Below are 25,942 nucleotides of genomic sequence, written 5' to 3'. Positions count from 1 at the left end.
TGAGGTAGTAATCAATAAATATGGTTGCAAAAATAATATTATGAGGTGAGAAAAATGGTAGAATTGAAAAAAGATGCATTAAAAGACGTAACAACATTATCTAAATCAGCGCCTGAAGCGCTAGCAAAAACAAAGGAAGTGCTTAACCAAGCAGTAGCAGACTTGTATGTGGCTCACATTGCCCTTCACCAAGTACACTGGTACATGCGTGGTCGTGGTTTCCAAGTATGGCATCCTAAGATGGATGAATACATGGATAGCCTAGATGGTTACCTTGATGAAATCAGCGAACGCTTGATCACTCTTGGTGGCAAACCTTACTCTACTTTGACAGAATTCCTTCAACACAGTGAAATCGAAGAAGAAGAAGGAGAATTCCGTAACGTTGAAGAAAGCTTGGAGCGTGTTCTAGCTATTTATCGTTACCTTATCACTCTTTTCCAAAAAGCTTTGGATGTAACAGATGAAGAAGGTGATGATGTAACAAACGATATCTTCGTTGGTGCTAAGGCAGATCTTGAAAAAACAGTCTGGATGCTTGCGGCAGAATTAGGACAAGCACCTGGTTTGTAAGATACTCTATTTTATCAAAAATCCGTAGAAATTCTCTACGGATTTTTTCTATTTCGAAGGGCGTTCCAAAACAGTCTTTTTTCAAGATTTTTGATAAAATAGAACTATCAATGAAAAGGATGAAAGCATGACAAAGAAAATCGTAGCCATTTGGGCTCAAGATGAAAAGGGTGTAATCGGAAAAGAGAATCGCTTGCCATGGCATTTGCCAGCAGAGTTAAAACATTTTAAAGATACAACCTTGAATCATGCCATCTTGATGGGGCGTGTCACCTTTGATGGGATGGGACGACGTTTACTTCCAGGACGTGAAACCTTGATTTTGACGCGCAATCCCGAAGAGTCAATTGAAGGTGCTCTGGTCTTTCAAAATGTTGAGGATGTTTTAGACTGGTATCATCATCAGGATAAAAATCTCTACATCATCGGTGGCAAGCAGATTTTTCAGCTTTTTGAACCTTATCTTGATGAGATTATTGTGACACAAATCCATGCTCAAGTTGAAGGGGATACCTATTTCCCAGAAGATTTTGACTTGACTGTTTTTGAGACTGTTGCAAGTAAATCTTATACCAAGGATGAGAAAAATGCCTATGATTTTACCATCGAATATAGAAAGAGAAAGGAAGTCTAATGGAGCGCAGTATTTTTGGATTTTTTACAGCTCTTTTGTGTGCTGTCTGTCTTGTAGCTGGAACACACGCTTTTCGTAAAAAGCGCTTTGGACTTGCTACTCTGCTTTGGCTTAATGCTTTTACAAACTTGGTGAATAGCATTCATGCTTTTTATATGACCTTATTTTAGATAGAAAAATCATTTAGAACGGAAGGGAATCATGCCTACAAATAGGAAAAATGATATGATGGTTTATTGCTCATTTTGTGGCAAAAGCCAAGAAGAAGTTAAAAAAATAATCGCTGGGAACAACGCCTTTATCTGTAATGAATGTGTGGAGTTGGCCCAGGAAATTATTCGTGAGGAGTTGGCAGAGGAAGTCCTAGCAGACTTGTCTGAAGTACCAAAACCAATCGAACTCCTAAACATCTTGAACCACTATGTGATCGGTCAAGATCGTGCCAAACGTGCCTTGGCAGTGGCTGTATATAACCACTACAAACGCATCAATTTCCATGACACTCGTGAAGAGTCAGAAGATGTGGATTTGCAAAAGTCAAACATTTTGATGATTGGCCCAACTGGTTCAGGGAAGACTTTCCTTGCTCAAACTCTTGCTAGAAGTTTGAATGTACCTTTTGCCATTGCTGATGCAACAGCTCTTACTGAGGCTGGTTATGTCGGTGAGGACGTGGAAAATATCCTCCTCAAACTCTTGCAGGCAGCTGACTTTAATATCGAACGTGCAGAGCGTGGAATTATCTACGTAGACGAAATCGACAAGATTGCCAAGAAGAGCGAAAATGTTTCTATTACACGTGATGTTTCTGGTGAAGGTGTGCAACAAGCCCTCCTCAAGATTATCGAGGGAACTGTAGCTAGCGTACCACCTCAAGGCGGCCGCAAACATCCACAACAAGAAATGATTCAAGTGGACACTAAGAATATCCTCTTTATCGTGGGTGGTGCCTTCGATGGCATCGAAGAGATTGTCAAACAGCGTTTGGGAGAAAAAGTTATTGGTTTCGGACAAAACAACAAGGCTATTGACGAAAACAGCTCTTACATGCAAGAAATCATTGCAGAAGATATTCAAAAATTCGGTATTATTCCTGAGTTGATTGGTCGCTTGCCGGTATTTGCAGCCTTGGAGCAGTTGACTGTGGATGATTTGGTTCGCATCTTGAAGGAGCCAAGAAATGCCTTGGTCAAACAATACCAGACCTTGCTTTCTTATGATGATGTAGAACTTGAATTTGACGACGAAGCTCTCCAGGAAATTGCAAACAAAGCCATCGAACGCAAAACTGGTGCGCGTGGTCTTCGCTCAATTATTGAAGAAACCATGCTAGACGTTATGTTTGAGGTTCCAAGTCAAGAAAATGTGAAAACAGTTCGTATCACAAAAGAAGCAGTTGACGGAACGGCTAAACCAATCCTAGAGACAGCCTAGAGGTGACTATGGAAATCAATACACACAATGCTGAGATTTTGCTGAGTGCAGCCAACAAGTCCCACTATCCGCAGGATGAACTTCCAGAGATTGCTCTTGCAGGTCGCTCAAATGTTGGTAAATCTAGTTTTATCAATACCATGCTCAATCGAAAAAATCTAGCTCGCACCTCTGGAAAACCAGGAAAAACACAATTGCTTAATTTCTTTAATATTGATGATAAGATGCGCTTTGTGGACGTGCCTGGTTACGGTTATGCTCGCGTTTCCAAAAAGGAACGTGAAAAGTGGGGGCGCATGATTGAGGAGTACTTAACCACTCGGGAAAATCTGCGTGCAGTGGTTAGTTTAGTTGACCTTCGTCATGATCCGTCAGCAGATGATGTACAGATGTACGAATTTCTTAAGTATTATGAGATTCCTGTCATCATTGTGGCGACCAAGGCAGACAAGATTCCACGTGGGAAATGGAACAAGCACGAATCAGCTATTAAAAAGAAATTAAACTTTGATCCAAGCGATGATTTTATCCTCTTTTCATCCGTGACAAAAGCAGGAATGGACCAAGCTTGGGATGCTATTTTAGAAAAATTGTGAGGAATACATATGGCAAAAACAATTCATACAGATAAAGCTCCAAAGGCAATCGGACCTTACGTTCAAGGGAAAATCGTTGGTAACCTTTTGTTTGCTAGCGGTCAAGTGCCCCTATCTCCTGAAACTGGAGAAATCGTAGGAGAAACGATTCAAGAACAGACAGAACAAGTCTTGAAAAACATTGGAGCAATTTTGGCAGAAGCAGGAACTGATTTTGACCATGTGGTGAAAACAACTTGCTTCTTAAGCGATATGAACGATTTTGTACCCTTCAACGAGGTTTACCAAACAGCCTTTAATAAGGAATTTCCAGCTCGTTCAGCTGTAGAAGTAGCTCGTCTTCCTCGCGATGTAAAAGTCGAAATTGAAGTCATCGCAGAGATTGGATAAGCGAGTTGAAGTTTGGTTCTTCCAAACTTCTTTTGATATAAGGAGACAATGATGACAAAGAAACAACTTCACCTGGTGATTGTGACAGGAATGAGTGGTGCAGGAAAAACTGTAGCCATTCAATCCTTTGAGGATTTAGGATATTTTACCATTGATAATATGCCACCTGCCCTCTTGCCAAAGTTCTTGCAGTTGGTTGAGACCAAGGATGATGATCATAAGTTGGCCCTAGTGGTTGATATGCGTAGTCGTTCTTTCTTCTCAGAGATTCAGGCTGTCTTAGATGAATTGGAAAATCAAGATGATTTGGACTTTAAAATCCTCTTTTTGGATGCAGCTGATAAGGAATTGGTGGCACGCTACAAGGAGACTAGAAGAAGTCATCCTCTGGCAGCAGATGGTCGTATTTTAGATGGGATTAAGTTGGAACGCGAACTCTTGGCTCCACTGAAAAATATGAGCCAAAATGTAGTAGACACAACAGAATTAACCCCCCGTGAACTTCGCAAGACTATTGCAGAGCAATTTTCGGACCAAGAACAAACGCAGTCCTTCCGTATTGAGGTCATGTCTTTTGGCTTTAAATACGGCATTCCCATTGATGCCGACTTAGTTTTTGATGTCCGTTTCCTCCCAAATCCCTACTATCTACCAGAACTTCGCAATCAGACAGGTGAGGACCAAGCTGTTTACGACTATGTCATGAAACATGAGGAATCCGAAGACTTTTACCGCCATTTATCAGCCTTGGTTGAACCAATCCTACCAGGCTATAAAAAAGAAGGCAAATCAGTCTTAACTATTGCGATTGGTTGTACTGGTGGTCAACACCGAAGTGTGGCTTTTGCCAAGCGTTTAGCAAATGATTTGTCTAAAAATTGGCCAGTAAATGAAAGTCATCGTGATAAAGATCGAAGAAAGGAAACGGTAAACCGTTCATGAGAAAACCCAAAATTACGGTGATTGGTGGGGGAACTGGAATCCCCGTTATCTTAAAAAGTTTAAGGGAAAAGGATGTCGAGATCGCAGCGATTGTAACTGTTGCTGATGATGGAGGTTCTTCAGGTGAACTTCGTAAAAACATTCAACAGTTAACACCACCAGGTGATTTGCGTAATGTCCTCGTTGCCATGTCGGATATGCCAAAATTCTATGAGAAAGTCTTTCAATATCGTTTTTCAGAGGATGCAGGTGCCTTTGCTGGTCATCCATTAGGAAACATTATCATAGCTGGATTATCTGAAATGCAGGGTTCGACCTATAATGCCATGCAATTACTGAGTAAGTTTTTCCATACGACAGGGAAGATTTTCCCATCAAGTGACCATCCTTTGACACTCCATGCTGTCTTTAAAGATGGGACAGAGGTAGCTGGCGAGAGTCACATTGCTGATCATCCAGGCATGATTGATCATGTTTACGTCACTAATACGCTTGATGATGAGAAACCGCAGGCTAGCCGTCGAGTGGTGAATACCATTCTTGAGAGTGATATGATTGTCTTGGGCCCAGGTTCACTCTTTACTTCGATTTTGCCTAATATTGTTATTGAAGAGATTGGACAAGCACTTCTTGAAACCAAAGCAGAGGTGGCTTATGTTTGCAATATCATGACCCAACGTGGTGAGACTGAGCATTTTACAGATAGTGATCATGTGGAAGTCTTGCATCGTCATCTTGGTCGTCCCTTTATTGATACAGTACTTGTTAATATTGAAAAGGTTCCAAGAGACTATATGGACACCAACCGTTTTGATGAGTATCTAGTTCAGGTTGAGCATGATTTCGATGGTTTGTATCAACAAGTTCCCCGTGTCATTTCATCCAACTTCCTACGTTTGGAAAATGGTGGTGCCTTCCATGATGGGGATTTAATCGTGGATGAATTAATGCGCATCATACAGGTGAGAAAATGAGTTTCACAGTAGCAGTAAAAGAAGAAATCCTAGGTCAACACCACCTGAGTCGCTATGAGTTATCAGCCATTATTAAGATGTCTGGAAGCGTAGGTTTGTCTAGTTCTGGCTTGACCTTATCCGTTGTTACAGAGAGTGCCAAGCTTGCCCGCCATCTCTATGAATCGTTCTTACACTTTTATGGTATTAAGTCGGAGATTCGTCATCATCAGAGAAGCAATCTTCGTAAAAATCGGGTCTATACTGTGTTTACAGATGAACAAGTCCAAGAACTTTTAGCGGATTTGCGTTTGGCTGATTCTTTCTTTGGTCTGGAGACGGGAATTGATCCAGATATTTTAGGAGATGAAGAAGCAGGTCGTGCCTATCTCTGTGGTGCATTTTTAGCAAATGGGAGTATTCGGGATCCCGAGTCAGGCAAGTATCAGCTGGAAATTAGTTCAGTTTATCTAGATCATGCCCAAGGGATTGCTTCGCTCTTGCAGCAGTTTTTGTTAGATGCTAAGGTTATCGAACGAAAAAAAGGTGCAGTGACCTATCTCCAGCGAGCAGAAGATATTATGGATTTCCTGATTTTAGTAGGAGCTATGCAGGCACGTGATACTTTTGAAGGTGTCAAGATTCTCCGAGAAACTCGAAATGATCTCAATCGGGCCAATAATGCAGAGACGGCAAATATTGCTCGTACGGTTTCAGCGAGTATGAAAACTATTAATAATATCAGTAAAATCAAAGATAGAATTGGCTTGGATAATCTGCCAGCAGATTTGCAGGAAGTTGCCCGTCTGCGTATTCAGCATCCAGACTATTCTATTCAAAAATTGGCAGACAGTTTGACAAATCCACTCACCAAAAGTGGTGTCAATCATCGCCTGAGAAAGATCAACAAAATTGCAGATGAGCTATAGCAATACAAAGTAACCCCTTGAATTATCAATGTTTTCAGGCTCTCTGTCAACTGTAGTGGGTTGATATAATAGTATTAGACCTTGAGAAATCAAGGTCTTTTTTGAATTTGGTCACTTTTTGGTCAACTTTTTTAGAAAAAATTATTGACTTAATAACTCTCTAACACGTTTGTTTTCGGATTCTTCTTTTTCCTTGATTAAGTGACCGTATGTTTGAGTTATTTGTGTAATATCTTTGTGTCCCATGTTTGAAGCTATAACCCAAATATCAATTCCATAGCCTAACATAACGCTTGCGTACGTGTGCCTAATGCCTGTAGCTGATAAATCCATAGGATTGAGTTTTAACTTTTTGAGATGCTCTCTTAAACGTTTATTCACTTCGTGATTTGAAGGAACAATAGTATACAAATCGAAAAAAATATGATTTTCTTTATTTTTAATATTTGTTTGTTCAATATCTCTAGTTTGAATTTCTTTTAGTTTATTCAAAATTTTCAATGTTTCTGCATCAATTGGAATAGTTCTGATTGATGTTTCTGTTTTTGGTGGTCGCCATTCTTTCTTTCGAGGGTCATAGCGCCTGTATGTTTTGACTTCTTGAGTTTCATTCAAAACACAATCCCATGTCAAGCCTAGCACCTCACCGAAACGCAAGCCAGTTTTTAGTTGAGTAAAGAGAAGATAGTCAATAATATTAAACTTCAGTTCAATATTATGTTTTACCTCTTTCAATAATTTATGATAATCTTCTGAACTTGTAATAGCTTTTTCTTTTTTTATCTTTCGACTTGCTTGCCCTGTAATAACAACACCGTCTGTAAAATCAATGATTGATAACTTATCTTTTTTCGCAAATTGAATGACTTTTCTAACTTCCGCATTTAAACGCCGAACTGTATCTTTTCCAACTCTTTTTGCGTATTCGTTGATAAATTCTTGATACTCACTAAAATTGATGTTAGTAGCCGATTTATCTTTGAAATAATCTAAAATAAGTTTACCTCTATGCTTATGATGTGCAATTGTCCCCTGACTTTTACTTAAAGGAACTATTTGCAGATTATACCATTTCTGCCACAATTGATAGAGAGATATATTTGAATCAATTACATTACCGTTTAACAACTCTAATTCAATTTTACTTGCTTCCAATATTGCTTCTTTTTTCGTTTGAAATCCTGAAGCTGAAGCAACTACCTTTTTATTTTTATCAAATATTCTATAATCCCAAGTTTTCTTTTTACCTCTTTGTCTATATGAAATTGCCATATGATTATCCTTTCTTTTTAAAAAGATAACCAAGACATTCGTCTTGGCTATTATATCATGTTTCTTTTAATAACTCTGAAAAATGCTGTTCAAAAAATGCTCTTGTTTTAGAAGCAAGGAAGATGTATTTTCCACCTTGATTCTGAGGATACTTTACAAAACCATCCTTGTTTTTATCAATATCAATTTTTGAGCGAATATCAGACCGATAGAGAACATTTTCAAGTAACCAAGGTCGAGAGACTGAAACCATCTCTAAAACCTCTGATAAGCTCATATATTGCCCCTGTGAAGCCTTGTTTTTTAAGTCAATATATTCATCTTTCTCTACTATAATGTGTGTTTGAGGAAGATTTACTTCCAAATTTTCTATTTTAATTGAGATTTTATCTGTCATATAATTTTTCCTTATTCTATGATAAAATAGAAGCAGAAATAGTATTTACTGTTTCCATTAACTTTAGTTGTCGCTGTTTTTCTTGGTTTGGTCACTAGAGGAATCAGCGATTTCTTTTTTTATTTCTGATAAAACATCATCAGTAACAATATTTATACCTTTACTAATTAATTTTTGAGCAATATCTTCAATACATTGTTTTTGTTCTATTAGCTCAAGATATTGTTTCATTTCAAACGTTAATTCCTTGTACTGATTATCATCAATTTTGACATGATAAACAATGTAATGAATACGTCTATAAAGCTGAGTTACAGGGTCGTTTTTCTGTTTGTCGGGTGCAACTAACATTTTATAAATTTGGTTTGGGGTAAAGATGCTAGAAATATGAATTTTATCCCACAATGCGTATACATTACTATAACGAGCATGGACTTGATTGGGATATACGTCTAAGATTTTCAAAAAAGCTTGATAATCAATATCCCCTTTAAATTCGTCCATAAATAAAATTGATTCCCCCATATAATTATCTAGCCCACCTGTACCATAATCTGATAAAACATAAACATCTTCTATACCAAATATTTCTTTCAATCGGACTTGCATATAACTTTTTCCTGTTCCTGAACCTCCCAAATGCCAATAGACCTTCATTTTCTTGACAAGTGGAGCGTTAGCCACTTGCAGTTGATAATAATGCTCCTTAATCATTTTTGAAAATTTGCGATAAGATAAATTTTGACGCATAATTTGCTCGGGAGATAGACCCTCTTCGAGCAGTTCTTGTATAATGTCTAAATCTTTTCGTTTGCCTTGTTGATTTGCTTCAATGATACCATGATTCATCATCGGAACAACTGTCGTATGAGCTTTCTCCTCGTGTTTTCCCGTCTTGTTTAGATATGCTATGACTTGTTCACGAGTTCCACGAGTCAGTTCAACATGGATAGTAGGGTAGAGCTTTTTGATAGCTGAAAAACGTGTCTGATTTTTTGCTTCTAAAATCAGATGGGAGTGATGATTACCATTATCTCCTATCTCATAATTTGCAGCTGCTGAACGAGTTTCTTCTTTACCGTCTACCCAGAGATAAATTAGATGTTCAACCATTTCTTCAGGACTATATTTTTTATTCGCTTCAAGATTATTTCGAAATTCTTCTACTTGTTTTCGAGTTTCATCTGAATATTTTTCATCATTAAAACTTGTATCATTAACATCAAAGAGCTTATCAATATTGTTGAGAGTACAACAAAATGAATTCGCTTTAAATTGAGAGTTGAGTTCTTTTGACATAATATAAATTTCCTCCGTTTTTGTCTTTGTCTTGATAGTAAAAAACTCTTTTTGACTTGTCGATTTGTGTCTTTGTCTTTGATGTTGAGTAAAGGTAATACTAGCTTTACTCAACAACCTAGACATATAACGAACCGCATATATGTGCTGGTGTACCTGCTTACCTTCGGTAGCAGTACACCGCACTATTAACCATCATTATTTTTAATAGGATAGACTTCACCAATATTACATTTAGCAACAGATGAAAAATTTTTACCTTCAGGGTCTCTAATAATATCGTTGAATTGATAATCTTTATCTAAATAATTTAATTCCTTTTTTATTTTTGGAAATAATTTTTCAATAATATCAGCACTTTCATTATTTGAGGGCAATCTTCCATTTAATACTGCATAATCTTTATAATAAGTGACAGTCAATGCTTTTAATGAACGATTGGCTTTCTTTACAATGACTTGTTTTGTATTCAAATAACGTGAAGATTCTTCCATTGACGGCTCTACATTGATGTGAGTACAATAACGACGAATTTTCCTAGTAGCTAGATAGGATTTTATGCCATTGATGAAAGAATCAGAATCAGCACTTCGAGATATAAAATCTATACCAATTGTTATTAATAAGACAGAAAATGCACTTACTGTAATTAAACGCAATATCCAAATAGACATTACAAAATAATAGAAGGTTTCTAAGTGAGTTTGAATAATTAAAAACGTTGCTAAACGTTCAAAAATAAAGAAGATTAATAAAATAAAAATTGTAAAATTAATTACATTATACTTGTTCAAATAATTTTTCATGAAATTTTTTCCTTTCCGATATCATATGTTGGGGTAAGCAAGGGCATGATGTGAGTTCTGTGTTCATTATCTGTAAACTTGACAATACCTGTACCAATACCAGAAGGGACTACAATATTATCGACATTGATGTTGGGCAATAAGAATTGGCAAGTATTCGCATTTATCTCACCTAGAATAAAGATACAGTTGATTTGTTCACGTACTGCTGTATTCCCTGCAAATGCAGTTGCATCAAAACGTTGACTGCATAAAATGAGTGAAATCGAAGTCTGACGACCGAGAAGAGCAATCGTCCCAAGCAATTGCCCAAATGCTTCACGTGCTTGTTTTGAACTACCTTGCACCAATGCCAACAGCTCATCAATAACAATATAAATGCGTTCGAACTTAGTATCTGGTTTTGTTAATAATATCTCTCCTCGTTCATAAATCTTTCTGATGATTTTTGATAAAGTCTCATTCACTACAGTCAGGAAGCTGTTCAAATTTTCCCCTTGACTTGGAGCTAATACTTCCAAACCTAATTCTTTACTTAATAAATAAATGTCAGAAAGTTTTGGGTCAACGCAAATAATTTGGTTAGTAAATGATTTTAGACAACTAATCAAATAACGTAAAAAGTGTGTCTTACCTGAACCGGATGCCCCGCTGACTGCCAAATGTGTAACCGATTTCATAGAGATATTACAAATGTTGTTCGCCATAATTGGAAGAGCATTTTCTGATACGTTCTCTTTAATAAAAGATGGAAGATTATCAATCTTTAAACGGGTTGGAATCCCATCAAGCCATGGAAAGAAGAAAGCTCGAGCTAAGTTTGGATTAGTAGTGTCGTACGGGATAAAGAAAGCATTATTTTGAGGTAAGAGTGTTTTATAAGGGTAGAGTATACCAGAACAAATTGCAAATATATTAAAGTAAAGTTGCGAATCAAGTGAGTACGAGACCGGGAGATTTGCAATGTAAAAGAATCCCGTGTCATTACTTGCGACCTTAATATTAAACGAACCAAGATATGATGATTCATTATTAATATCTAGAGCATTATTCAAATTTCTTAAAATGAATTGTTCCAACTCGAACTTGTTTTTGCCAAATTCAGCCACACCAGCAGAAGTTGCTGATGTAGCTTGATTTTGGCTTTTATTCATTAAAAAAACCATTTTTTACTTTCCTTTCTTAATACCTTTTGCACGAAAATAAATCTTACGATTCATTTCAATTGCTTCTAAATGTTCAAACTCGATAGAATCACCAATTTTATAAGCAGATAAATCAATATCACAATCTGCAGGAAGTTTGATTTTGAAAGGATTATGAGTTTCAGTTGCGACCCAAACTTGTTTTCCTGTTACTTCGTTGGTTGGTTTGTTATCCTCAAATTTGACTTGAGTTTCAGCTTTAAGACCAACCAGAATGATTTGTTCGTTACCAAGAGCAGCTTCTGCGTTTGCTACTGAGTAAGATGAAAAATTTTTATAGAATACCATAATTGGACTCCTTTGTAAAAAAGTATTTTAAAGTTTTGCTACTAAAGCATTAACTTTATGAGTCTATTCTAACAATAATTTTTTCCAAAAGCTACAAAATGTGTATTTTAAATTTGACAAATCAATATTTACGATATATAATTTACATGTACGATATACATTGGAAAGTGTTAAGGAATAAAAAATGACTAATTTAAAAATAAAAAGATTATCTGAATTTATTGATGACATGATACAAAAGTATCAAATTGAGGAAACAAAAAATATTAAAAAAAGTTTACGTAGAAAATTTGTTACAGAATTGGAAGCTATGGGAGAATGGAATAAGGCTAAATCTAAAACTTTTGGTAGAAACAGAACAAAGGTATTCAATTATGAAATTCTTGATAGATTAGAGAAACGGTGTCAACGATATTTAGTTAAGAAGAGCGGATATGATTTTGATAAGTTCAAAGATTATAAAAACAACATAGATAGTGAAAACTATTTTGAAGAACTAACAGAAGATGAACTAAAGGATATGCATGAAAAAGCTGTTTTTAGGTCATGGGCTGGCTCTATCTCAAAAGAAGAGATTCGAGATGTTATGCTAACAGCTTTATTTGAAAAATTTTTTACTTCTATTGATATTGAACAGTGGCAAAAAGATAGTGATATTTTAACAATTGTCGATGTTTATGATGATAGAAAATCTAGTTTCGAATATTACAAGGCTATGGAGCGTTATTCATCTCACAATAAATCTGCATACTATAAGGAAAGAAAATAAATGAATAAAAAATAACCGCTAGGATTTTTCTTAGCGGTTTGGTTTTTCTTTTACGGTTTTTATTAGTAATTGGAAGGCTTCTAAGAGCTGTTCTTGACTTGTTTGTGGAAGTTGAGTTAATTGGTCAGCTAATAACTCTAGATGTGGATTCTTTGGGGTTATACGGCTTTCAAATAGCTCTGATGGTGTGATATTAAGAGCTGTGATAATCTTTTCTAGTGTATCAATCTTTATATTTGACCCTTTTGTTTCAAGGTTGGAAATATAATCTATGCCCACACCAGCCTTTTCGCTGAGATTTTGCTGACTTAAATTTTTTTCTTTACGTATGATTCGTATTCGTTGTCCGATATACTTTTGTAAGTGAATTGATTTCATAAGCTACCTCGTTTCAATACCATGATACAAGGAAGACAACTGTAAAATAACCCATATACAAACAAAGTTTTGTAAAAATATTGTCTATAAACTAAAAATGTGTTAAAATAGTGCTATAAAATATATAAAATTGCATGATATACTACATATATCATGGTTTGACTTAACAGTCAAACCAATCCTATTAGCTCTTACAAGGAGAAAATGATGAAGAAACTGAAAACAATTACAACTTCAACAGCGATTGCGCTTGCATCAGTTGGTGCGCCTGTATTTGCTCAAGAAGCAACTGCTCCAACTTCAGTTGACACAAATACTGTCAATGAATCTGCACTTGTTGCTAAGTCAGAAGTAAAACCACTTGAAAAGAGTGCCGTTCCTGCGCCTTCTACGGTAGAACCTGCACTTAACGCACAAAAAGCTGTTGTTAAAGAAGCTGAAGCTAAAATTGAAACAGCTAAAACTGGTGTTCAAGAAAAAGAAGCTACTGTAGCTTCAATTGAAACAGAATATGCTAATGCAAATAATGCTGTTAAAGATGCTGAAGCAATCGCTTCTCAAGTAACACCTGAAAAAGTTGCTCAAGTCAAAGATGCTCAAGCTAAGAACCTTGATGCACAAACTACTAACCAAACAGCAACTGAAGCTACAAATGAACAAATCAAAGCTGAAACTAATGTTCTTGCTGAAAAGCAATCAGACGTGGCAAGTGCTGAAGCTAATCTTAAACAAGCAACTCATGACGTCAAAAGTGCTGAACAAACTGTTGCAAACGCAGAATCTGCACTTGACGGAACTGGACTTGCAAATGCTGAGAAAGACTTAAAAGACGCTCAAAAAGGTGTCAAAGAAGCTGAAGCTACAGTCGCTGACGCACAAACTGCGTTCAACAATGCAACAAAAGCAGATGCAGACCGCGACCAAGCTATCAAATCAGCTGAAACTGATGTAAATACTAAAAATGATGCTGTCAAATTAGCTAAAGAAAAATTGACAACAGCTAACCAACATGCTGAAACAGTAGACGCTAAATTGCAATCAGCTCAAGATGAGTTAACAAAAGCTCAAGACGCACTCAAAAATGTTGATATTGTAAATATCGCAGACTTGACTCAGTTCAAGAAAGATAAAGCCGAAGGCGACTCAGACTTCATGACTGACTCTGGTGCAACTGTTATTGAAAACTCTTCAACAAAAATCAGTGAAGCTGATAATAATAAAATTGTTGATTTCAACAACATCACAGAAGAACAAAAACAAGAACTTGCACTTTATAATTTAAAAGTTGTAAATGCTATTCGTAAAAATCTTGGTTTATCAGAACTTGAATTGAATACAGGTTCAATGAAATCTGCTCAAGACCAAATGGATAAATATATCGCTAGAAATAAAAGTATCCTAACAAATGGTCACTTACCTGGTGATTACTTTGGTGAAAATGGTGGACCTATCGCCTTTGCTAAATATGGAACATCATTGAGCATGTATAAAGTCAAACAAGAAATTTATAATGTTGTGATGTCTCAAGCATTTGCTGACGCTCCATCAAAATGGGGACACTCAAAAAATATCCAAAAACCAATTTCAAACCTTGGTGCTTCATTTGGTATTATCGACGGTGAACTTTATAGTATTAACGTCTTCGGAATTTATACTGGTTCAAAAATCGAAGACAAAACCGACATCGCAACTCTTGAAAAAGCAGTCGCAACAGCTGAATCAAACCTTGAACAAGCAACAACTGCATCAGAAAATGCTAAAAATGCTTTGACACAAGCTTCAACTGACTACGCAAGCGCCCTAAACTTGAAGACTGATGCTGAAAAAGTCCTTGCTGATGCAATGGCTACACCACTTCAAGCTCAAGTTGCCGAAAACAACCTACGTTTGGCAAACATTGCTCTTGAAAATGCTAAGAAACGTGAAGCTACAGCAAGCGAAGCAGTCGCTAACTTCTCAGCAAGTCTAACAGACAAGAAAACTGCTCTTGAAAAAGCTCAAGACGCACTTAAAGAAGCTAAAACTGCTAAAACAACTGCGTCACAAGCTCTTGAAAATGCTTCAGCCAAACTTGAAAACCAAGAAACTAAACTAAGCAATTTGAACAAACAAGTTGCTAAACTTCTTGCTGAAAAAGATGCTCTTGTTAAAGAAGCTAAAGAATTGGCTGAACAATTGCAAACATATTTAGACGCACCTGTTGCTCTAGCAAATGCTCAAGACGCTCAAGCTAAAGCTGAAGCTAAATTGGCACAAGCAAAAGCTGAACTCACTACGGCACAGTCTAAGCTTGAAAATTTGTTGACTGCACAAAAAGCTGAAGAAGCTAAACTTGCAGAACTTGAAGCAACATATGTTAAACTCGTTGACCTTGCAGAGAAAGCTCAAGAAAACGTTGTTGCAACACTTCCTGACGGAACAGTAATTGCTATCCCTAAAGTAGCTCCAACTGCTGAAACTCTCCCTGAATTGAATCTTGATGCACTTGCTAAAGAAGATGCTAAAGATAGCATTGTTAAAACACTTCCTGACGGAACAATTGTTGCTGTTCCTAAAGATACACCAGTTGCTGAAACACTTCCTGAACTAAATCTTGAAGAACTAGCTAAAGAAGACGCTAAAGGTAGCATTGTGAAACAACTTCCTGACGGTACAATCGTTGCAGTGCCTAAAGATGCACCAGTTGCTGAAACTCTTCCTACTGTCAATGTTGACGAGTTGAAAAAAGCTCTTGATGCAGGCAAAGAAGTTACTGTCGATGCACAAGGGAATATTGTTGTGAAAGAAAAACGTGAAACATACTCAGCACCAGCCGTTAAAGTAGTAGAAAACGAAAAAGTGACTTACTCACGAGTAGAACGTGCAAAAACATTACCAAATACAGGAGAAACTTCAAGTGTTGCGATGTTGGTAATCGGTGCAATTTTAGGAACATTTGGACTCGTAACAGTACGTAGAAAAAATTAGAATAATAAAAAATCTTCTTATTATATAGGAAGATTTTTTGGATTCACAAAACTAGTTTAAAAGACTACGCTATTTAAACCAATTTTGTGAATGAATATATAAGGATATTCAGAAATCTAGTTGGTCAACCTTTGGTCAACTTTTGTATTTTGAATATACCTTAGATGGTGACGATGTCTTGGTATATCTGATACTCACTTACATATTCTAACTTATTTTAACTAAGATAAAACTGTAGTGGGTTGATGAAAAGTTATAACCTGGAGAGAACCAACATGGTTCTCTCCTTTTTGATGTTCAAAGCAATGAGGATTCTAGTTTTAAAGTTTTTAAAGTTCCGGAAGCCAAAAGCATTGCGCTTGATGACCTTAATGAGGTTATTAGTAGCCTCTAGTTTCGCGTTTGAGTAGGGCAGTTCCAGTGCGTTCATGATTTTGTCCTTGTCTTTCAAAAAGGTCTTAAAAACAGTTTGAAAAATAGGATTTACACAAGAAATCGTTTCTTCAATCAGTTCAAAGAAATGGTCTGTTTGTTTCTCTTGGAAATGAAACAGTAATAGTTGATAGAGTTCATAGTGCTTTCTAAGTTCTTGAGAGTATGCAAGGAGCTTTTCGAGAATCTCATTATTGGTCAAGTGCGAGCGAAAAGTAGGGCGATAAAAACGTTTATCACTAAGTTTACGGCTATCCTGTTGAATGAGTTTCCAGTAACGTTTTAATGCTCTATATTCGTGCGATTTACGATCAAAACGATTCATGACTTGGATGCGAAGACGATTCATAGCTCGACTGAGATGTTGGACAATGTGAAAGCGGTCGAGAACGATTTTAGCATTTGGGAGTGAAACAGTCTGGGGAACTGTTTCAGCCTGAGCCTTGAAATTCGCAAGCGAAGTTTTCTGGCAATATCGTAATAGGGACTAAACATATCCATTGTAATGACTTTCACGCGACTTCTCACCTGACTAGAATAACGAAGAAAATGATTGCGAATAGTCACTTGAGTTCGTCCATCCAGGATAGTTACGATCTTTCTGGAATCAAAATCCTGTGCAATAAAGCTCATCTTATCTTTCTTGAAGCTGTATTCATCCCAAGACATGTGGGTTGGAAGGAAAGATAAATCTGTCTTGAATTTGAATTCTTTCAATTTACGAATGACTGTCGAAGTAGAGACAGATAGACTTTCTGCGATAGCCGTCATAGAGACTTTCTCGATTAATTTTTGAGTGATTTTCTGGTTGACGATGGTCGCGATTTGGTGATTCTTTTTGACTAAGGAAGTCTCTGCGACAGCTATTTTCCCGCAGACTTTACAACGGAAACGGCGTTTTCTCAATCGAATGAGTGTCTTATAGCCTGCACACTCTAGATAGGGGATTTTAGATTCTTTCTGGAAGTCATATTTAGTCATTTGACCTAGGCAGTGATGACACTTAGGAGCAGGATAATCTAGCTTAGCGATGATTTCTTTATGCGTTCCAGCATCAAGATAATCCAAGATTATGATGTTCTTGTCTTTAATTTCGAGTAAGTTTGTGATAAAATTTAATTGTTCCATAAGATTCTTTCTAATGATGGTTTGGTCACTTTTCATTATAGGTCTTATGGGACTTTTTTTCTACAACAAAATAGGCTCCATAATTCCTATGGTGGTTTTACCCACTACAGAAATTATAGAGCCTTTATTTATATTCTTGGTTCATTACAGTGCCAATCATCAGGAAACCCTAAGGTAGCATTTATGATGTTTATATCAACGGATTTTAGCTTATTTTCAAGTTTTCTAACTTTCTTTCTGAGAGTATTCCATAAGCGATTGAATTCTTCAGAACTGATGAAACACTGCAAACTTACAACTGTTGAGTAAACTGATTTTCTGGAATTGTCGTCTTGTAAATTGAAATCATCATGGATAGGAGCAAAGCAGACACTATTTGCACTACAATTATAGTTGAGTAGTCTGTTGTTGTGAGCACATACATTTCTTGTTTGGTTGATATTTTTTAAAAAAGAAATCATAGTTTCTGGAGGGAATACACCAGTGAAATTATGATTGTTTGTTTTTATAAAACTAACTAAATCCTTTGCAATTTTATTTTGAAGACAAGTTGGCAAATTTTCGATAATATGTCGTGTATCCCCAAATTCCAAGTAGTCAGTCAAAACCCAGATTGGGACATCTTTGTGGTTAGTATAGTAGTGGTTGATAGAAGTTCCACGTCTATTTTTATTATAGTTCACAATTCTGGAGAGTTTAGAAATGATATAGCCTACATCGAGGATTTTATCGTTGTCATAGTTTTTAGTGTCGAGATAAGCATATTGTTGGTTTTGATAAGCCTCTGCAAATCTATGAGCTGTAATAGATTTTATATGATGCTCTGCTTCAAGTATAGATTGCAATATTGCTCTTTTAATATCCTTGTCGAAAGTATAAAGAGAAGCCACTTCATCGAAGGTAACGCCCTCTATATAATTATCACTACCCGTTATCTGAAAGAACTTACTGTATCCGTTGATGATATTGTAGTAGTTGTTGCTTAATAAGTATTTTAATGTACGCTCTTTATTGGTGATAGCAAGATTTCTATCCTTGAGCATATCAAGTTGCTGTTCCAATGTTTTAAATGGTTTCAAAAAAAGCCTCCTCCAAGTAAATGGAGAAGACTCTTTCCGCATCAGACCCCGTAGAGTTACTGACACTTTTCTTTCTAAATTATCTCCATTTTACTGTATTACTTGATCTTTGTCAAGCATTTTGTTAAATTTTGTTTCCTCTAGCCTCTATACAAATCCACAACCTCGCCAATAATTCGGAAGTCTGTTTCTGGTGTGATTGGCATGTCCTTGTAGGATGGATTTAGGCTGTGTAAGTAGGATTGGTCTTTATCAATAACAAGCTGCTTGATATAAGCATCGCTGTTGTAGTTGAACACTCCAATAACGCCGTCATTCAAATCCACGCTGGTCTGAATGAATACCAGGTCGCCATCGTGATAGTCAGGATCCATGGAGTCCCCTTTAATGGGGATGACAAAATCGGCATCAATATCTACTGGTAACTCAATCCGTTCCACTTGCACATCGTTCAAGTACTGCCCTGTACCTGCAGAAGCTGGGTGGTCGTAGTAGTCGTAACTATAGAGCTGAATGACTTCCGACACTTCGTTCCTCTGCTCATCCCGTTGCTTCTCTGCGTAGGTCAAGACTTTGGTTTGCCTTGGAGGAGTTAGTTCATCGTAGATGGTTTGGATTGAGGAAGTGGGAGCAGAAAAATCAACAGATGAAGGCTTCGACAAATCAAATAAATATTGAGGCGATACCCCCAAAGCCTGAGCATATATTCTTATATCTCCTTCATCTAATTGTCTATTACCATTTTCATGGTTAGAAATTGTATTTTGTTTAAAACCTGTCAGCTCGGCAAGTTTTTTTTGAGTTAACTTTTTGGATTTTCTCACCTCTTTAATTGAGTTCCCTAGTATATTCATATCAATTAACTCCTTTCTTTTTTATTATATACTAATGTGACAAAAAAACAAACAAAAAAATCTCAAAAAGAGATAAAAAGTTCTTTGTTTATATCTCGAGATATAAACAAATCAAGCTTAAGGAAATAAGAAAAAACAAACCGGAGGGAAACACCATGAACAAAGGGCTTACAACACAAGAACAAATCGCACTAGCAAAAGAAGTCTTACAAGTTAATAATCGCAGAGAACGTTCATTGAAACTTGGAGAAATCCTAGATCGTGAAAAGCCATCATCAGATGATATGTACGAATTGTATAACACAATCAGAGTTTACGGCGACGTCATCGGATTTGATGACAAGGACTTTCAAGAAATGGCTCTTACAATCTTGGTTCTTGAAAAGGTTGAAGAAGCGAAAGAAGGTAGAGTAGCGTAGAGGGGCGCAATTCCCCTCCTAGTTATTGCTCACAGAGCGAAAAAAAGAGAAAGGAGTAGGGAAATGCCAGGACAAAAAGAAAAATACCACGATAGACGTGGTAGACCTGATGGATTGAAGGTTGAAAAAGTTATCCACCTTTCGATTTTGAGAGGCGAAGGAACTGAAGCGGATAAAATTCGAATTGTCGAGCAATATTACAATAGGGACGGCGATCTAATATTTGAATTAGATCATTGTTCTCCGTATTATCAAGAATTTTTAGATTTGCGTTGATTTTGTTTATCTTTGTCCAAATCTAAAATATCTTGTAGTAATTGCTCGTTGTCATGGCGTTCAATATACCATTTTTGCATAAGTAATTCTATGAATTTCAGCAACAGGTGAGCCTCATTGGGTTCAATATCCACTATGAGATTTATATCTTTTTCTGGATGAGCTCCAATGTTCCCAAGTTTTCGTAGGGCATCAAGTACCTTTTTAGTACTTGGGTCAACAATATCTTTTAAAGCGTCTATCTCATCTACTAATCTTGCTTTCGAAATCCCCCAAAAATCCCTAATCATTCCTTGAAGGCAACGCCTAGAGAGGGTGGCAGAAGCTTTCGGGCTGAGATTTAAGATAGCGTGAGCTTCTTCATAATCACTTCTGATAGTTTGTGGAATGTAATCTGGATAGGCTTTAGCGAGAGAAATTGGATTGAAGTGTGTAATGCGATTTGGAAATTGACTTCCTACGCCCACGATGTCGATTGAAACTTTATGGCAATTTGGACAATTCATTGTTTGTATTGTTATTTTGTCACTAAAATTTTCTTCGCTGGCAAAATGTGGACGACGAATCAAAAAGTAGTGCTCATCTTCTCGAAAAGTATCGTTGTGATTTGGAACAGAGCAACCGCAAAACAAGCAGAATAGTTTACTAGGATCCATAAGATTTCTCCAATCATTTTATTTTGATTATACCATATTTGAAAGGTAGTTAGAATTGGAAGATAAAGTCATTGAACTTGCTGATTACGTCATCAGTAAATCTACAACGTACAGAGAAGCTAAAATAGCGTGTGAGAAGCTATTGAGACAAGTCGCTCATGAGATTGAACTCAGGGCGCTGGAAAGTGAGACGAGGGTAAGGATAACTAACAGAACTGTGTTAGTAAAAACATCAGATCACGATGTGCTATTGACGGCAAGAAGAAACCATCCTGCTGTATTCGTCGACGGGATATTTCTCGACGGAGTAGAGAGAGTGGAATTTATCAATCATTTTGCAGATGAACTGTAAAATATAATATATTGATGTTCAAAAAAGATACATCGAGATTGATGTTTAAAAATTTTTAAAATAACCTCAAATCCTAAAAATTCTACTGAAGTTTCATTCAGTAGAATTTTCATTTTAAGGAGCTTAGTTGCTTTAAAAAAATTAAGGTTCTGGATAGAATGTTAAAAATTTTAAATTTATAATTCGAATCTTTTTTTGGATCTCAAATTTATATAAAAAAAATGTGACAGGTATCTTGTAACGATTTACTTAGATGTTATTTATCTAGATTAGAGCAGAATGAGGTAAAATTTATCCAGGATATTAAACTGAGGATACTCCTATCTTCATTAAATTGCGTATTTATAGTTTATTTTTTTAAATCAATAAAAGTTATGTATTTTCTTTATAAAATCTTTAAATTTATATTTTATTATTGAAGTGTAAATTTAAGGAGGATCAAAATGGAAAAAAATATTTTAGAGACAAGGAATTTGTCAAAGAAATTTGGGAATCAACTTGTAGTGAATAATATTTCATTACAAGTGAAAGAGAATTGTATCTACGGATTACTTGGTCCAAATGGTGTTGGGAAATCAACAACACTAAAGATGATAACAGGAATGCTCCACAAATCGTCCGGAGATATTATATTTAATGATCATACATGGAGTAGAAAGGATCTCGAACAAATTGGTGCCTTGATAGAGCTACCTCCCTTATATGAGAACTTAAGTGCAAGAGAAAATTTAAAAGTTAGAACAATGTTACTTGGATTACCCGAATCAAGAATTGATGAAGTTCTAAAAATCGTTGGTCTATCAAATACAGGTAAAAAAAGAAGTGGAAAATTTTCTTTGGGAATGAAACAACGATTAGGAATTGCAATAGCACTGTTAAATAATCCTAAATTATTAATTTTAGATGAACCAACCAATGGCTTAGATCCATTGGGAATTCAAGAATTAAGGGAGATGATTCTTGGCTTCCCAAAACAAGGCATTACAGTAATTCTATCCAGCCATAATATTTCCGAAGTTGAGCAAGTTGCAGATTATATCGGGATAATATGTGAAGGTGAATTAAAATACCAAGATATAAAAGACTCTCAAGAAAGTTTAGAAAATTTATTTTTGGAAGTAGTAAAGAAGGAGAATTAAAAAATGATGAATTATATTCTTGGTGATTATTTAAAATATAAAAGAACTTTTTTAAAAAAAATAATCTATATAATACCTATATCTTTGATAATTCTATCTTATTTACTGGTACCACCATATTTTACAGTAGATTCATATAATTGGTGGTATACTATAATTATGCCAATAACTTATGCACTGATTCCTGCTTTAATGAATCGATACGAAGATAAAAAAATAAAATATAGGGCAGTTTATCCTCTCAGTATTGATTTGCGAAAGATTTGGATATCAAAAATTATAGTGGCAAGCTGTTTGATTCTGATGGCCAGTTTGGTTCATTTGATAGCAGTTTTAATTGTACAATTTATTTTTGGAGATCAAATATTTTTAAGCTATAGCTTTAGTACTTTATTAGTTTCAAGTATAGTATTAGTGGTATCAAGCATATGGCAAATTCCATTTTGCCTACTATTAGCTAAAAAGTTTGGTTTTTCTACTAGTCTTATGATAAATGGTTTATTTGGTGTTGCACTTGGAATTGTGTTTTCTACTGGAAATTATTGGCTGTTATCTCCATATAGTTGGAGTATAAGAACGATGGTTCCAATGCTGAAAATTATGCCAAATGGACTACCAGCAGATGCAGAAAATATGATGTTAAACACATCAATTTTTCCTCCATGTATCTTCTCAATTCTGTTATTTCTTCTATTATCTTACTTATCATCTATTTGGTTTGCAAAACAGGAGGTAAGATAGTGAAAAATATTTTAAAATCTGAGTTATATAAGATAAAACATACTTGGTTACCCTGGTTATATCTGTTACTCCCAATACTATTTGTGATTATGATATATGCTGGTTTTAAATTTACGGGCTTAAGTAGGTATTCAATAGAGGATGTCACATTAAATTATTTGATTACATTAGGTGCATTGTTCCCGATTGTTATTGGTTTCATTACTGCAAAGGTAATAGAAATGGAAGCAGAAGCTGGTTGCTTTCAGATAATGTTAACTGGTTCGCAATCAAGAACTAGTATGTATATAGGTAAGTTATTATCTTTATTGTTGTGTGCATCACTATCACTTATTTTACTCCAAAGTAGTTTTTTGATGCTTTTTAATTATCAAGAATTTTATGATTTGGTATTGGAATTAGTCTTAATTATTATAGGAGTTGTTCCGTTATATTTAATACATCTGGTTATTAGCCTCAGATTTGGGAGTGGAGCCTCTATTGGTCTTGGTTTCTTTGAAACTTTGATAGCGCTACTTGCTGTTACAAGTATGGGGGATAATATTTGGTATTACTTACCAAGTTCATGGCCTTCAAGGCTTTGTGGTCTTTATTTTGTAGATAAAATTTCAGGTGAAAACTCATTTTATTTTGAATTTTTTAAATGGTCTTTAGTTGCAACACCAATAATAGTTGTAATGTTATTTGTAAGTTTGATTTGGTTTAATAAATGGAACGGCAGAACTAATATGGAATAGAAATGAAGGTGGTAATAAGATGGTGAAAATATTAGCTATAGATGATGAAATGGATCTTTTGGTCTTAATCAAAAATATTTTAACACAAAAATTATATCATGTAGATATTTTTCAAAATCCAACAGAAGTACCTATTTCTAAATTATCAGAGTATGATTTAATCTTGTTAGATATAATGATGCCAAAAATCGATGGTATATCTTATTGTAAATCTATTAGAGATAGAGTAGACTGTCCCATCTTATTTTTAACTGCAAAATCTTTGGAAAGTGACATTGTTTCGGGTTTTTCAACAGGAGCTGATGATTACATTTTAAAACCTTTTGGAGTAAATGAATTAATTGCGAGAGTTGATGCCCATTTACGTCGAGAAAACCGAGAGAGACATTTAAGTTTAAATCTTGGAGAAATTAGATTTGATTTATCAGCGAATATAATTTATGTAAATGATAAGAAAATTTCTTTTACAAAATCTGAGTATCGAATTTGTGAACTTCTAGCTCGTAGGCGTGGGCAAGTATTTTCAAGAGAACAGATTTATGAGATGATATTTGGATATGATGGAATAGGTAATTCTTCAGCTATTTCAGAACATATTAAGAATATTCGCGCAAAATTACAGAAGGAAGGTGTATCTCCAGTTGTAACTGTATGGGGAATTGGATATAAATGGGAATAAAATTAAAAGGGCAATCGCTAAGAATAATATTTTTAGAATATCTAATAAGTGTAGGAATTGTATTGTTTCTTTCACTTGGTTTAGTAATTCTGATGTTCAACACCATGTATTCATTAGGATTTATTTTACCTGCCGATTACACAGAAAATCAGATTCATGAGCGGAAGAATGCGATAGCCAATACAGAGACCTTTGACAAAAATCTTATACCAGATAATGCCTCATATCTATTAATTTCAAAGGATGGAAATATCATTACTAGTTCAATGAGTAAAGATGAAGAAGATCGAGCAATTCGATACTATAATAATGAGAGAGTCTATAATACCCCATCTTATAGCTATATAGAAATTTTACGAAATGATGGTTATTGTATTATTCAATATTCAGTAAAACCCTATTTTACAAATAAATTCATGGCAGAATATTTTCCTAATGTCAACGCAGTGTATGTCAGTATTCTAATTCTAGTTAGTTTACTAAATACATTGGTTGTTACAATAGTATGGGCTAAATATCTTGTGAAACAACTCTCACCTATATTTGCTGCTTCCGAAAAAATATCAGAACAAACTTTAGATTTTGACCTGCATTATTCAAGAGTCAAAGAATTTAATGAAGTTCTATTTAGTTTAGAGAAAATGAGAAATGCTTTGCAAGAGTCATTAATCAAAGAGTGGATACAGGAAGAAAACAAGCAAAAACAGATTTCTGCTTTGATACATGACTTGAAAACCCCAGTATCTATTGTTCAAGGAAATACTGAGTTGCTTAAAAAGACATCTGTGACAGAGGACCAGAGTATTTATATAGATTATATACTGAGTAATAGCAATAGAATATCTGAATATATAAAAACACTTCTAATCATGAATAAGAATTCTAATGCCACTGAATACCAGCCACAATCGTTGGCAGTAAAAACTGTATCAGAACAATTGGTAACAGTTTCTAAAGAACTAATGTCAATTAATTCTAACAATCTAAAAACTAATGTAGTAGTTGAAGATGGTATAATGAGTGTAGACTTGAAACTCTTAGAGAGAGCATTGCAAAATGTCTTAGCGAATTCAATTGAAAATAATAATGGAATAGTTACATTGGAATTGAATATAAAAACTGTAGATGAATTTTTAGAAATATCAGTATTAGATAACGGGAAAGGTTTTTCTGATATTGATTTAACTCACGCAAAAGAACAGTTCTATCGTGGAGATTATAGCAGGCATTCTACAACCAATTATGGTATTGGACTATTTATTACTGAACAAATAATTAAATTACATGGTGGATCAGTAATCTTGAAAAATAGAGAAGCTTGTCGTGGTGCTGAAGTTAAATTTATATTACCGATACAGAATAATAAATGAGCCAGTTTAACACTTAACTTATGTAATAATTAATCTAACAGCTACTAACATCATACTTTATAACATGTTCATAACTGTATTTAACGTTAATTTGTAAATTTTAACTTCGAACTTTCACTACAAATTACACTAAGAATAGAATATTATCTAGTATTACTTATACGGTGCACAGAGTTTGTTAGTCTGAATATGTCGGAATGAGGGGAAATATTAAAAAACTAATCAATAAGTATTAAACTTTATATAAA

29 protein-coding genes and 1 pseudogene are annotated in these 25,942 nt (G+C 35.3%); 19 read left to right on the top strand and 11 right to left on the bottom strand.

What is annotated here, in order from left to right:
• Positions 1–54: 54 nt before the first annotated feature.
• The 9 genes from QM874_RS05335 to whiA all read left to right on the top strand — a co-directional run bounded on the left by QM874_RS05335 (position 55) and on the right by whiA (position 6,451).
• Positions 55–573, top strand: a complete 519-nt coding sequence (locus QM874_RS05335) for a Dps family protein (RefSeq protein ID WP_414316502.1) — start codon at positions 55–57, stop codon at positions 571–573.
• 127 nt (positions 574–700) lie between these two features.
• Positions 701–1,207, top strand: coding sequence for a dihydrofolate reductase (locus QM874_RS05330; protein ID WP_414316501.1), 507 nt, complete (start codon positions 701–703; stop codon positions 1,205–1,207).
• Complete coding sequence (locus QM874_RS05325; protein WP_000442255.1) at positions 1,207–1,377, top strand: hypothetical protein; 171 nt, start codon at positions 1,207–1,209, stop codon at positions 1,375–1,377. Before QM874_RS05330 ends, QM874_RS05325 begins: the two co-directional genes overlap by 1 nt.
• A gap of 31 nt (positions 1,378–1,408) precedes the next feature.
• On the top strand, positions 1,409–2,641 hold the full coding sequence (gene clpX / locus QM874_RS05320) for an ATP-dependent Clp protease ATP-binding subunit ClpX (protein ID WP_006145154.1): 1,233 nt from the start codon (positions 1,409–1,411) through the stop codon (positions 2,639–2,641).
• Between the two features lie 8 nt (positions 2,642–2,649).
• Positions 2,650–3,237 (top strand): ribosome biogenesis GTP-binding protein YihA/YsxC, encoded by a 588-nt coding sequence (gene yihA, locus QM874_RS05315; protein ID WP_049494688.1) that lies wholly within the window; start codon positions 2,650–2,652, stop codon positions 3,235–3,237.
• Positions 3,238–3,246: 9 nt separating this feature from the next.
• The gene (locus QM874_RS05310) at positions 3,247–3,627 is read left to right on the top strand and encodes a RidA family protein (RefSeq protein WP_001140424.1); all 381 of its coding nucleotides are present in this window, start codon (positions 3,247–3,249) and stop codon (positions 3,625–3,627) included.
• A gap of 51 nt (positions 3,628–3,678) precedes the next feature.
• Positions 3,679–4,569 (top strand): RNase adapter RapZ, encoded by an 891-nt coding sequence (gene rapZ / locus QM874_RS05305; protein ID WP_414316500.1) that lies wholly within the window; start codon positions 3,679–3,681, stop codon positions 4,567–4,569.
• Positions 4,566–5,543, top strand: a complete 978-nt coding sequence (locus QM874_RS05300; protein ID WP_414316499.1) for a YvcK family protein — start codon at positions 4,566–4,568, stop codon at positions 5,541–5,543. Before rapZ ends, QM874_RS05300 begins: the two co-directional genes overlap by 4 nt.
• Positions 5,540–6,451, top strand: a complete 912-nt coding sequence (gene whiA / locus QM874_RS05295) for a DNA-binding protein WhiA (RefSeq protein WP_414316498.1) — start codon at positions 5,540–5,542, stop codon at positions 6,449–6,451. Before QM874_RS05300 ends, whiA begins: the two co-directional genes overlap by 4 nt.
• A 141-nt stretch (positions 6,452–6,592) precedes the next feature.
• Here the strand turns inward: whiA and QM874_RS05290 are convergent, their stop codons facing one another.
• From QM874_RS05290 to QM874_RS05265, 6 genes are all read right to left on the bottom strand, one after another.
• The gene (locus tag QM874_RS05290) at positions 6,593–7,723 is read right to left on the bottom strand and encodes a site-specific integrase (RefSeq protein WP_414316497.1); all 1,131 of its coding nucleotides are present in this window, start codon (positions 7,721–7,723) and stop codon (positions 6,593–6,595) included.
• Positions 7,724–7,778: 55 nt separating this feature from the next.
• Entirely contained in the window at positions 7,779–8,120 is a 342-nt protein-coding gene (locus tag QM874_RS05285) for a DUF771 domain-containing protein (protein WP_414316496.1), read from the bottom strand.
• A gap of 63 nt (positions 8,121–8,183) precedes the next feature.
• Complete coding sequence (locus tag QM874_RS05280; RefSeq protein WP_414316495.1) at positions 8,184–9,419, bottom strand: replication protein RepA; 1,236 nt, start codon at positions 9,417–9,419, stop codon at positions 8,184–8,186.
• Positions 9,420–9,607: 188 nt separating this feature from the next.
• A complete protein-coding gene (locus QM874_RS05275; RefSeq protein ID WP_414316494.1) occupies positions 9,608–10,225 on the bottom strand; it encodes a hypothetical protein in 618 nt (205 codons plus the stop codon).
• Positions 10,222–11,391, bottom strand: coding sequence for a P-loop NTPase fold protein (locus tag QM874_RS05270; RefSeq protein WP_414316493.1), 1,170 nt, complete (start codon positions 11,389–11,391; stop codon positions 10,222–10,224). The genes QM874_RS05275 and QM874_RS05270 overlap by 4 nt, the downstream gene beginning before the upstream one ends.
• Positions 11,392–11,394: 3 nt before the next feature.
• Positions 11,395–11,718 carry a hypothetical protein gene (locus tag QM874_RS05265; RefSeq protein ID WP_223140057.1) on the bottom strand — a complete coding sequence of 108 codons (324 nt, stop codon included), beginning with the start codon at positions 11,716–11,718 and terminating at the stop codon, positions 11,395–11,397.
• Between the two features lie 184 nt (positions 11,719–11,902).
• Between QM874_RS05265 and QM874_RS05260 the strand changes: the two genes are divergently transcribed.
• On the top strand, positions 11,903–12,487 hold the full coding sequence (locus QM874_RS05260) for a hypothetical protein (RefSeq protein ID WP_414316492.1): 585 nt from the start codon (positions 11,903–11,905) through the stop codon (positions 12,485–12,487).
• 30 nt (positions 12,488–12,517) lie between these two features.
• Here QM874_RS05260 and QM874_RS05255 read toward each other — a convergent pair whose 3' ends face one another.
• On the bottom strand, positions 12,518–12,865 hold the full coding sequence (locus tag QM874_RS05255) for a helix-turn-helix domain-containing protein (protein ID WP_000835676.1): 348 nt from the start codon (positions 12,863–12,865) through the stop codon (positions 12,518–12,520).
• Between the two features lie 204 nt (positions 12,866–13,069).
• On the opposite strand from QM874_RS05255, the gene QM874_RS05250 reads away from it, so the two are divergent.
• Positions 13,070–15,832, top strand: a complete 2,763-nt coding sequence (locus tag QM874_RS05250; protein WP_414316491.1) for an SEC10/PgrA surface exclusion domain-containing protein — start codon at positions 13,070–13,072, stop codon at positions 15,830–15,832.
• A 253-nt stretch (positions 15,833–16,085) separates the two neighbouring features.
• On the opposite strand, the pseudogene QM874_RS05245 reads toward QM874_RS05250, so the two are convergent.
• From QM874_RS05245 to QM874_RS05235, 3 genes and pseudogenes are all read right to left on the bottom strand, one after another.
• A pseudogene (locus QM874_RS05245) lies at positions 16,086–17,392 on the bottom strand (transposase).
• Between the two features lie 128 nt (positions 17,393–17,520).
• Positions 17,521–18,471, bottom strand: a complete 951-nt coding sequence (locus QM874_RS05240; RefSeq protein WP_414316490.1) for an Abi family protein — start codon at positions 18,469–18,471, stop codon at positions 17,521–17,523.
• A 140-nt stretch (positions 18,472–18,611) separates the two neighbouring features.
• On the bottom strand, positions 18,612–19,325 hold the full coding sequence (locus QM874_RS05235; protein WP_414316489.1) for an XRE family transcriptional regulator: 714 nt from the start codon (positions 19,323–19,325) through the stop codon (positions 18,612–18,614).
• Positions 19,326–19,480: 155 nt separating this feature from the next.
• On the opposite strand from QM874_RS05235, the gene QM874_RS05230 reads away from it, so the two are divergent.
• Both QM874_RS05230 and QM874_RS05225 read left to right on the top strand, forming a co-directional pair.
• Positions 19,481–19,744 carry a hypothetical protein gene (locus QM874_RS05230; protein ID WP_414316488.1) on the top strand — a complete coding sequence of 88 codons (264 nt, stop codon included), beginning with the start codon at positions 19,481–19,483 and terminating at the stop codon, positions 19,742–19,744.
• Positions 19,745–19,807: 63 nt separating this feature from the next.
• On the top strand, positions 19,808–20,020 hold the full coding sequence (locus QM874_RS05225; RefSeq protein WP_414316487.1) for a hypothetical protein: 213 nt from the start codon (positions 19,808–19,810) through the stop codon (positions 20,018–20,020).
• Here the strand turns inward: QM874_RS05225 and QM874_RS05220 are convergent.
• Entirely contained in the window at positions 19,996–20,676 is a 681-nt protein-coding gene (locus tag QM874_RS05220; protein WP_414316486.1) for a DUF4145 domain-containing protein, read from the bottom strand. The two genes, QM874_RS05225 and QM874_RS05220, sit on opposite strands and share 25 nt — an antisense overlap.
• Before the next feature lie 55 nt (positions 20,677–20,731).
• Between QM874_RS05220 and QM874_RS05215 the strand changes: the two genes are divergently transcribed.
• From QM874_RS05215 to QM874_RS05190, 6 genes are all read left to right on the top strand, one after another.
• Positions 20,732–21,028, top strand: coding sequence for a hypothetical protein (locus QM874_RS05215; RefSeq protein ID WP_414316580.1), 297 nt, complete (start codon positions 20,732–20,734; stop codon positions 21,026–21,028).
• A 443-nt stretch (positions 21,029–21,471) separates the two neighbouring features.
• On the top strand, positions 21,472–22,167 hold the full coding sequence (locus tag QM874_RS05210) for a lantibiotic protection ABC transporter ATP-binding protein (protein WP_414316485.1): 696 nt from the start codon (positions 21,472–21,474) through the stop codon (positions 22,165–22,167).
• A 3-nt stretch (positions 22,168–22,170) separates the two neighbouring features.
• Positions 22,171–22,908: a lantibiotic immunity ABC transporter MutE/EpiE family permease subunit gene (locus QM874_RS05205; RefSeq protein WP_281334694.1), complete on the top strand. Its 738-nt coding sequence runs from the start codon at positions 22,171–22,173 to the stop codon at positions 22,906–22,908.
• A complete protein-coding gene (locus tag QM874_RS05200; protein WP_414316484.1) occupies positions 22,908–23,645 on the top strand; it encodes a lantibiotic immunity ABC transporter MutG family permease subunit in 738 nt (245 codons plus the stop codon). Before QM874_RS05205 ends, QM874_RS05200 begins: the two co-directional genes overlap by 1 nt.
• Positions 23,646–23,664: 19 nt before the next feature.
• Positions 23,665–24,324, top strand: coding sequence for a response regulator transcription factor (locus tag QM874_RS05195; protein ID WP_281334692.1), 660 nt, complete (start codon positions 23,665–23,667; stop codon positions 24,322–24,324).
• The gene (locus QM874_RS05190) at positions 24,315–25,694 is read left to right on the top strand and encodes a sensor histidine kinase (RefSeq protein ID WP_414316483.1); all 1,380 of its coding nucleotides are present in this window, start codon (positions 24,315–24,317) and stop codon (positions 25,692–25,694) included. Before QM874_RS05195 ends, QM874_RS05190 begins: the two co-directional genes overlap by 10 nt.
• Positions 25,695–25,942 lie beyond the last annotated feature (248 nt).

This window comes from Streptococcus infantis, assembly GCF_047463615.1.
Classification (GTDB): Bacteria; Bacillota; Bacilli; order Lactobacillales; family Streptococcaceae; genus Streptococcus; species Streptococcus infantis_X.
Note: the sequence above shows the minus strand (reverse complement) of the source record. Positions and strands in the feature narration are given on the sequence as shown.

Bases quoted from the DNA above. Each gene is read 5' to 3' on its own strand.
- QM874_RS05335 (WP_414316502.1), top strand. From the start codon at position 55: ATGGTAGAATTGAAAAAAGATGCATTAAAAGACGTAACAACATTATCT.
- QM874_RS05330 (WP_414316501.1), top strand. From the start codon at position 701: ATGACAAAGAAAATCGTAGCCATTTGGGCTCAAGATGAAAAGGGTGTA.
- QM874_RS05325 (WP_000442255.1), top strand. From the start codon at position 1,207: ATGGAGCGCAGTATTTTTGGATTTTTTACAGCTCTTTTGTGTGCTGTC.
- clpX (WP_006145154.1), top strand. From the start codon at position 1,409: ATGCCTACAAATAGGAAAAATGATATGATGGTTTATTGCTCATTTTGT.
- yihA (WP_049494688.1), top strand. From the start codon at position 2,650: ATGGAAATCAATACACACAATGCTGAGATTTTGCTGAGTGCAGCCAAC.
- QM874_RS05310 (WP_001140424.1), top strand. From the start codon at position 3,247: ATGGCAAAAACAATTCATACAGATAAAGCTCCAAAGGCAATCGGACCT.
- rapZ (WP_414316500.1), top strand. From the start codon at position 3,679: ATGACAAAGAAACAACTTCACCTGGTGATTGTGACAGGAATGAGTGGT.
- QM874_RS05300 (WP_414316499.1), top strand. From the start codon at position 4,566: ATGAGAAAACCCAAAATTACGGTGATTGGTGGGGGAACTGGAATCCCC.
- whiA (WP_414316498.1), top strand. From the start codon at position 5,540: ATGAGTTTCACAGTAGCAGTAAAAGAAGAAATCCTAGGTCAACACCAC.
- QM874_RS05290 (WP_414316497.1), bottom strand. From the start codon at position 7,723: ATGGCAATTTCATATAGACAAAGAGGTAAAAAGAAAACTTGGGATTAT.
- QM874_RS05285 (WP_414316496.1), bottom strand. From the start codon at position 8,120: ATGACAGATAAAATCTCAATTAAAATAGAAAATTTGGAAGTAAATCTT.
- QM874_RS05280 (WP_414316495.1), bottom strand. From the start codon at position 9,419: ATGTCAAAAGAACTCAACTCTCAATTTAAAGCGAATTCATTTTGTTGT.
- QM874_RS05275 (WP_414316494.1), bottom strand. From the start codon at position 10,225: ATGAAAAATTATTTGAACAAGTATAATGTAATTAATTTTACAATTTTT.
- QM874_RS05270 (WP_414316493.1), bottom strand. From the start codon at position 11,391: ATGGTTTTTTTAATGAATAAAAGCCAAAATCAAGCTACATCAGCAACT.
- QM874_RS05265 (WP_223140057.1), bottom strand. From the start codon at position 11,718: ATGGTATTCTATAAAAATTTTTCATCTTACTCAGTAGCAAACGCAGAA.
- QM874_RS05260 (WP_414316492.1), top strand. From the start codon at position 11,903: ATGACTAATTTAAAAATAAAAAGATTATCTGAATTTATTGATGACATG.
- QM874_RS05255 (WP_000835676.1), bottom strand. From the start codon at position 12,865: ATGAAATCAATTCACTTACAAAAGTATATCGGACAACGAATACGAATC.
- QM874_RS05250 (WP_414316491.1), top strand. From the start codon at position 13,070: ATGATGAAGAAACTGAAAACAATTACAACTTCAACAGCGATTGCGCTT.
- QM874_RS05235 (WP_414316489.1), bottom strand. From the start codon at position 19,325: ATGAATATACTAGGGAACTCAATTAAAGAGGTGAGAAAATCCAAAAAG.
- QM874_RS05230 (WP_414316488.1), top strand. From the start codon at position 19,481: ATGAACAAAGGGCTTACAACACAAGAACAAATCGCACTAGCAAAAGAA.
- QM874_RS05225 (WP_414316487.1), top strand. From the start codon at position 19,808: ATGCCAGGACAAAAAGAAAAATACCACGATAGACGTGGTAGACCTGAT.
- QM874_RS05220 (WP_414316486.1), bottom strand. From the start codon at position 20,676: ATGGATCCTAGTAAACTATTCTGCTTGTTTTGCGGTTGCTCTGTTCCA.
- QM874_RS05210 (WP_414316485.1), top strand. From the start codon at position 21,472: ATGGAAAAAAATATTTTAGAGACAAGGAATTTGTCAAAGAAATTTGGG.
- QM874_RS05205 (WP_281334694.1), top strand. From the start codon at position 22,171: ATGATGAATTATATTCTTGGTGATTATTTAAAATATAAAAGAACTTTT.
- QM874_RS05195 (WP_281334692.1), top strand. From the start codon at position 23,665: ATGGTGAAAATATTAGCTATAGATGATGAAATGGATCTTTTGGTCTTA.
- QM874_RS05190 (WP_414316483.1), top strand. From the start codon at position 24,315: ATGGGAATAAAATTAAAAGGGCAATCGCTAAGAATAATATTTTTAGAA.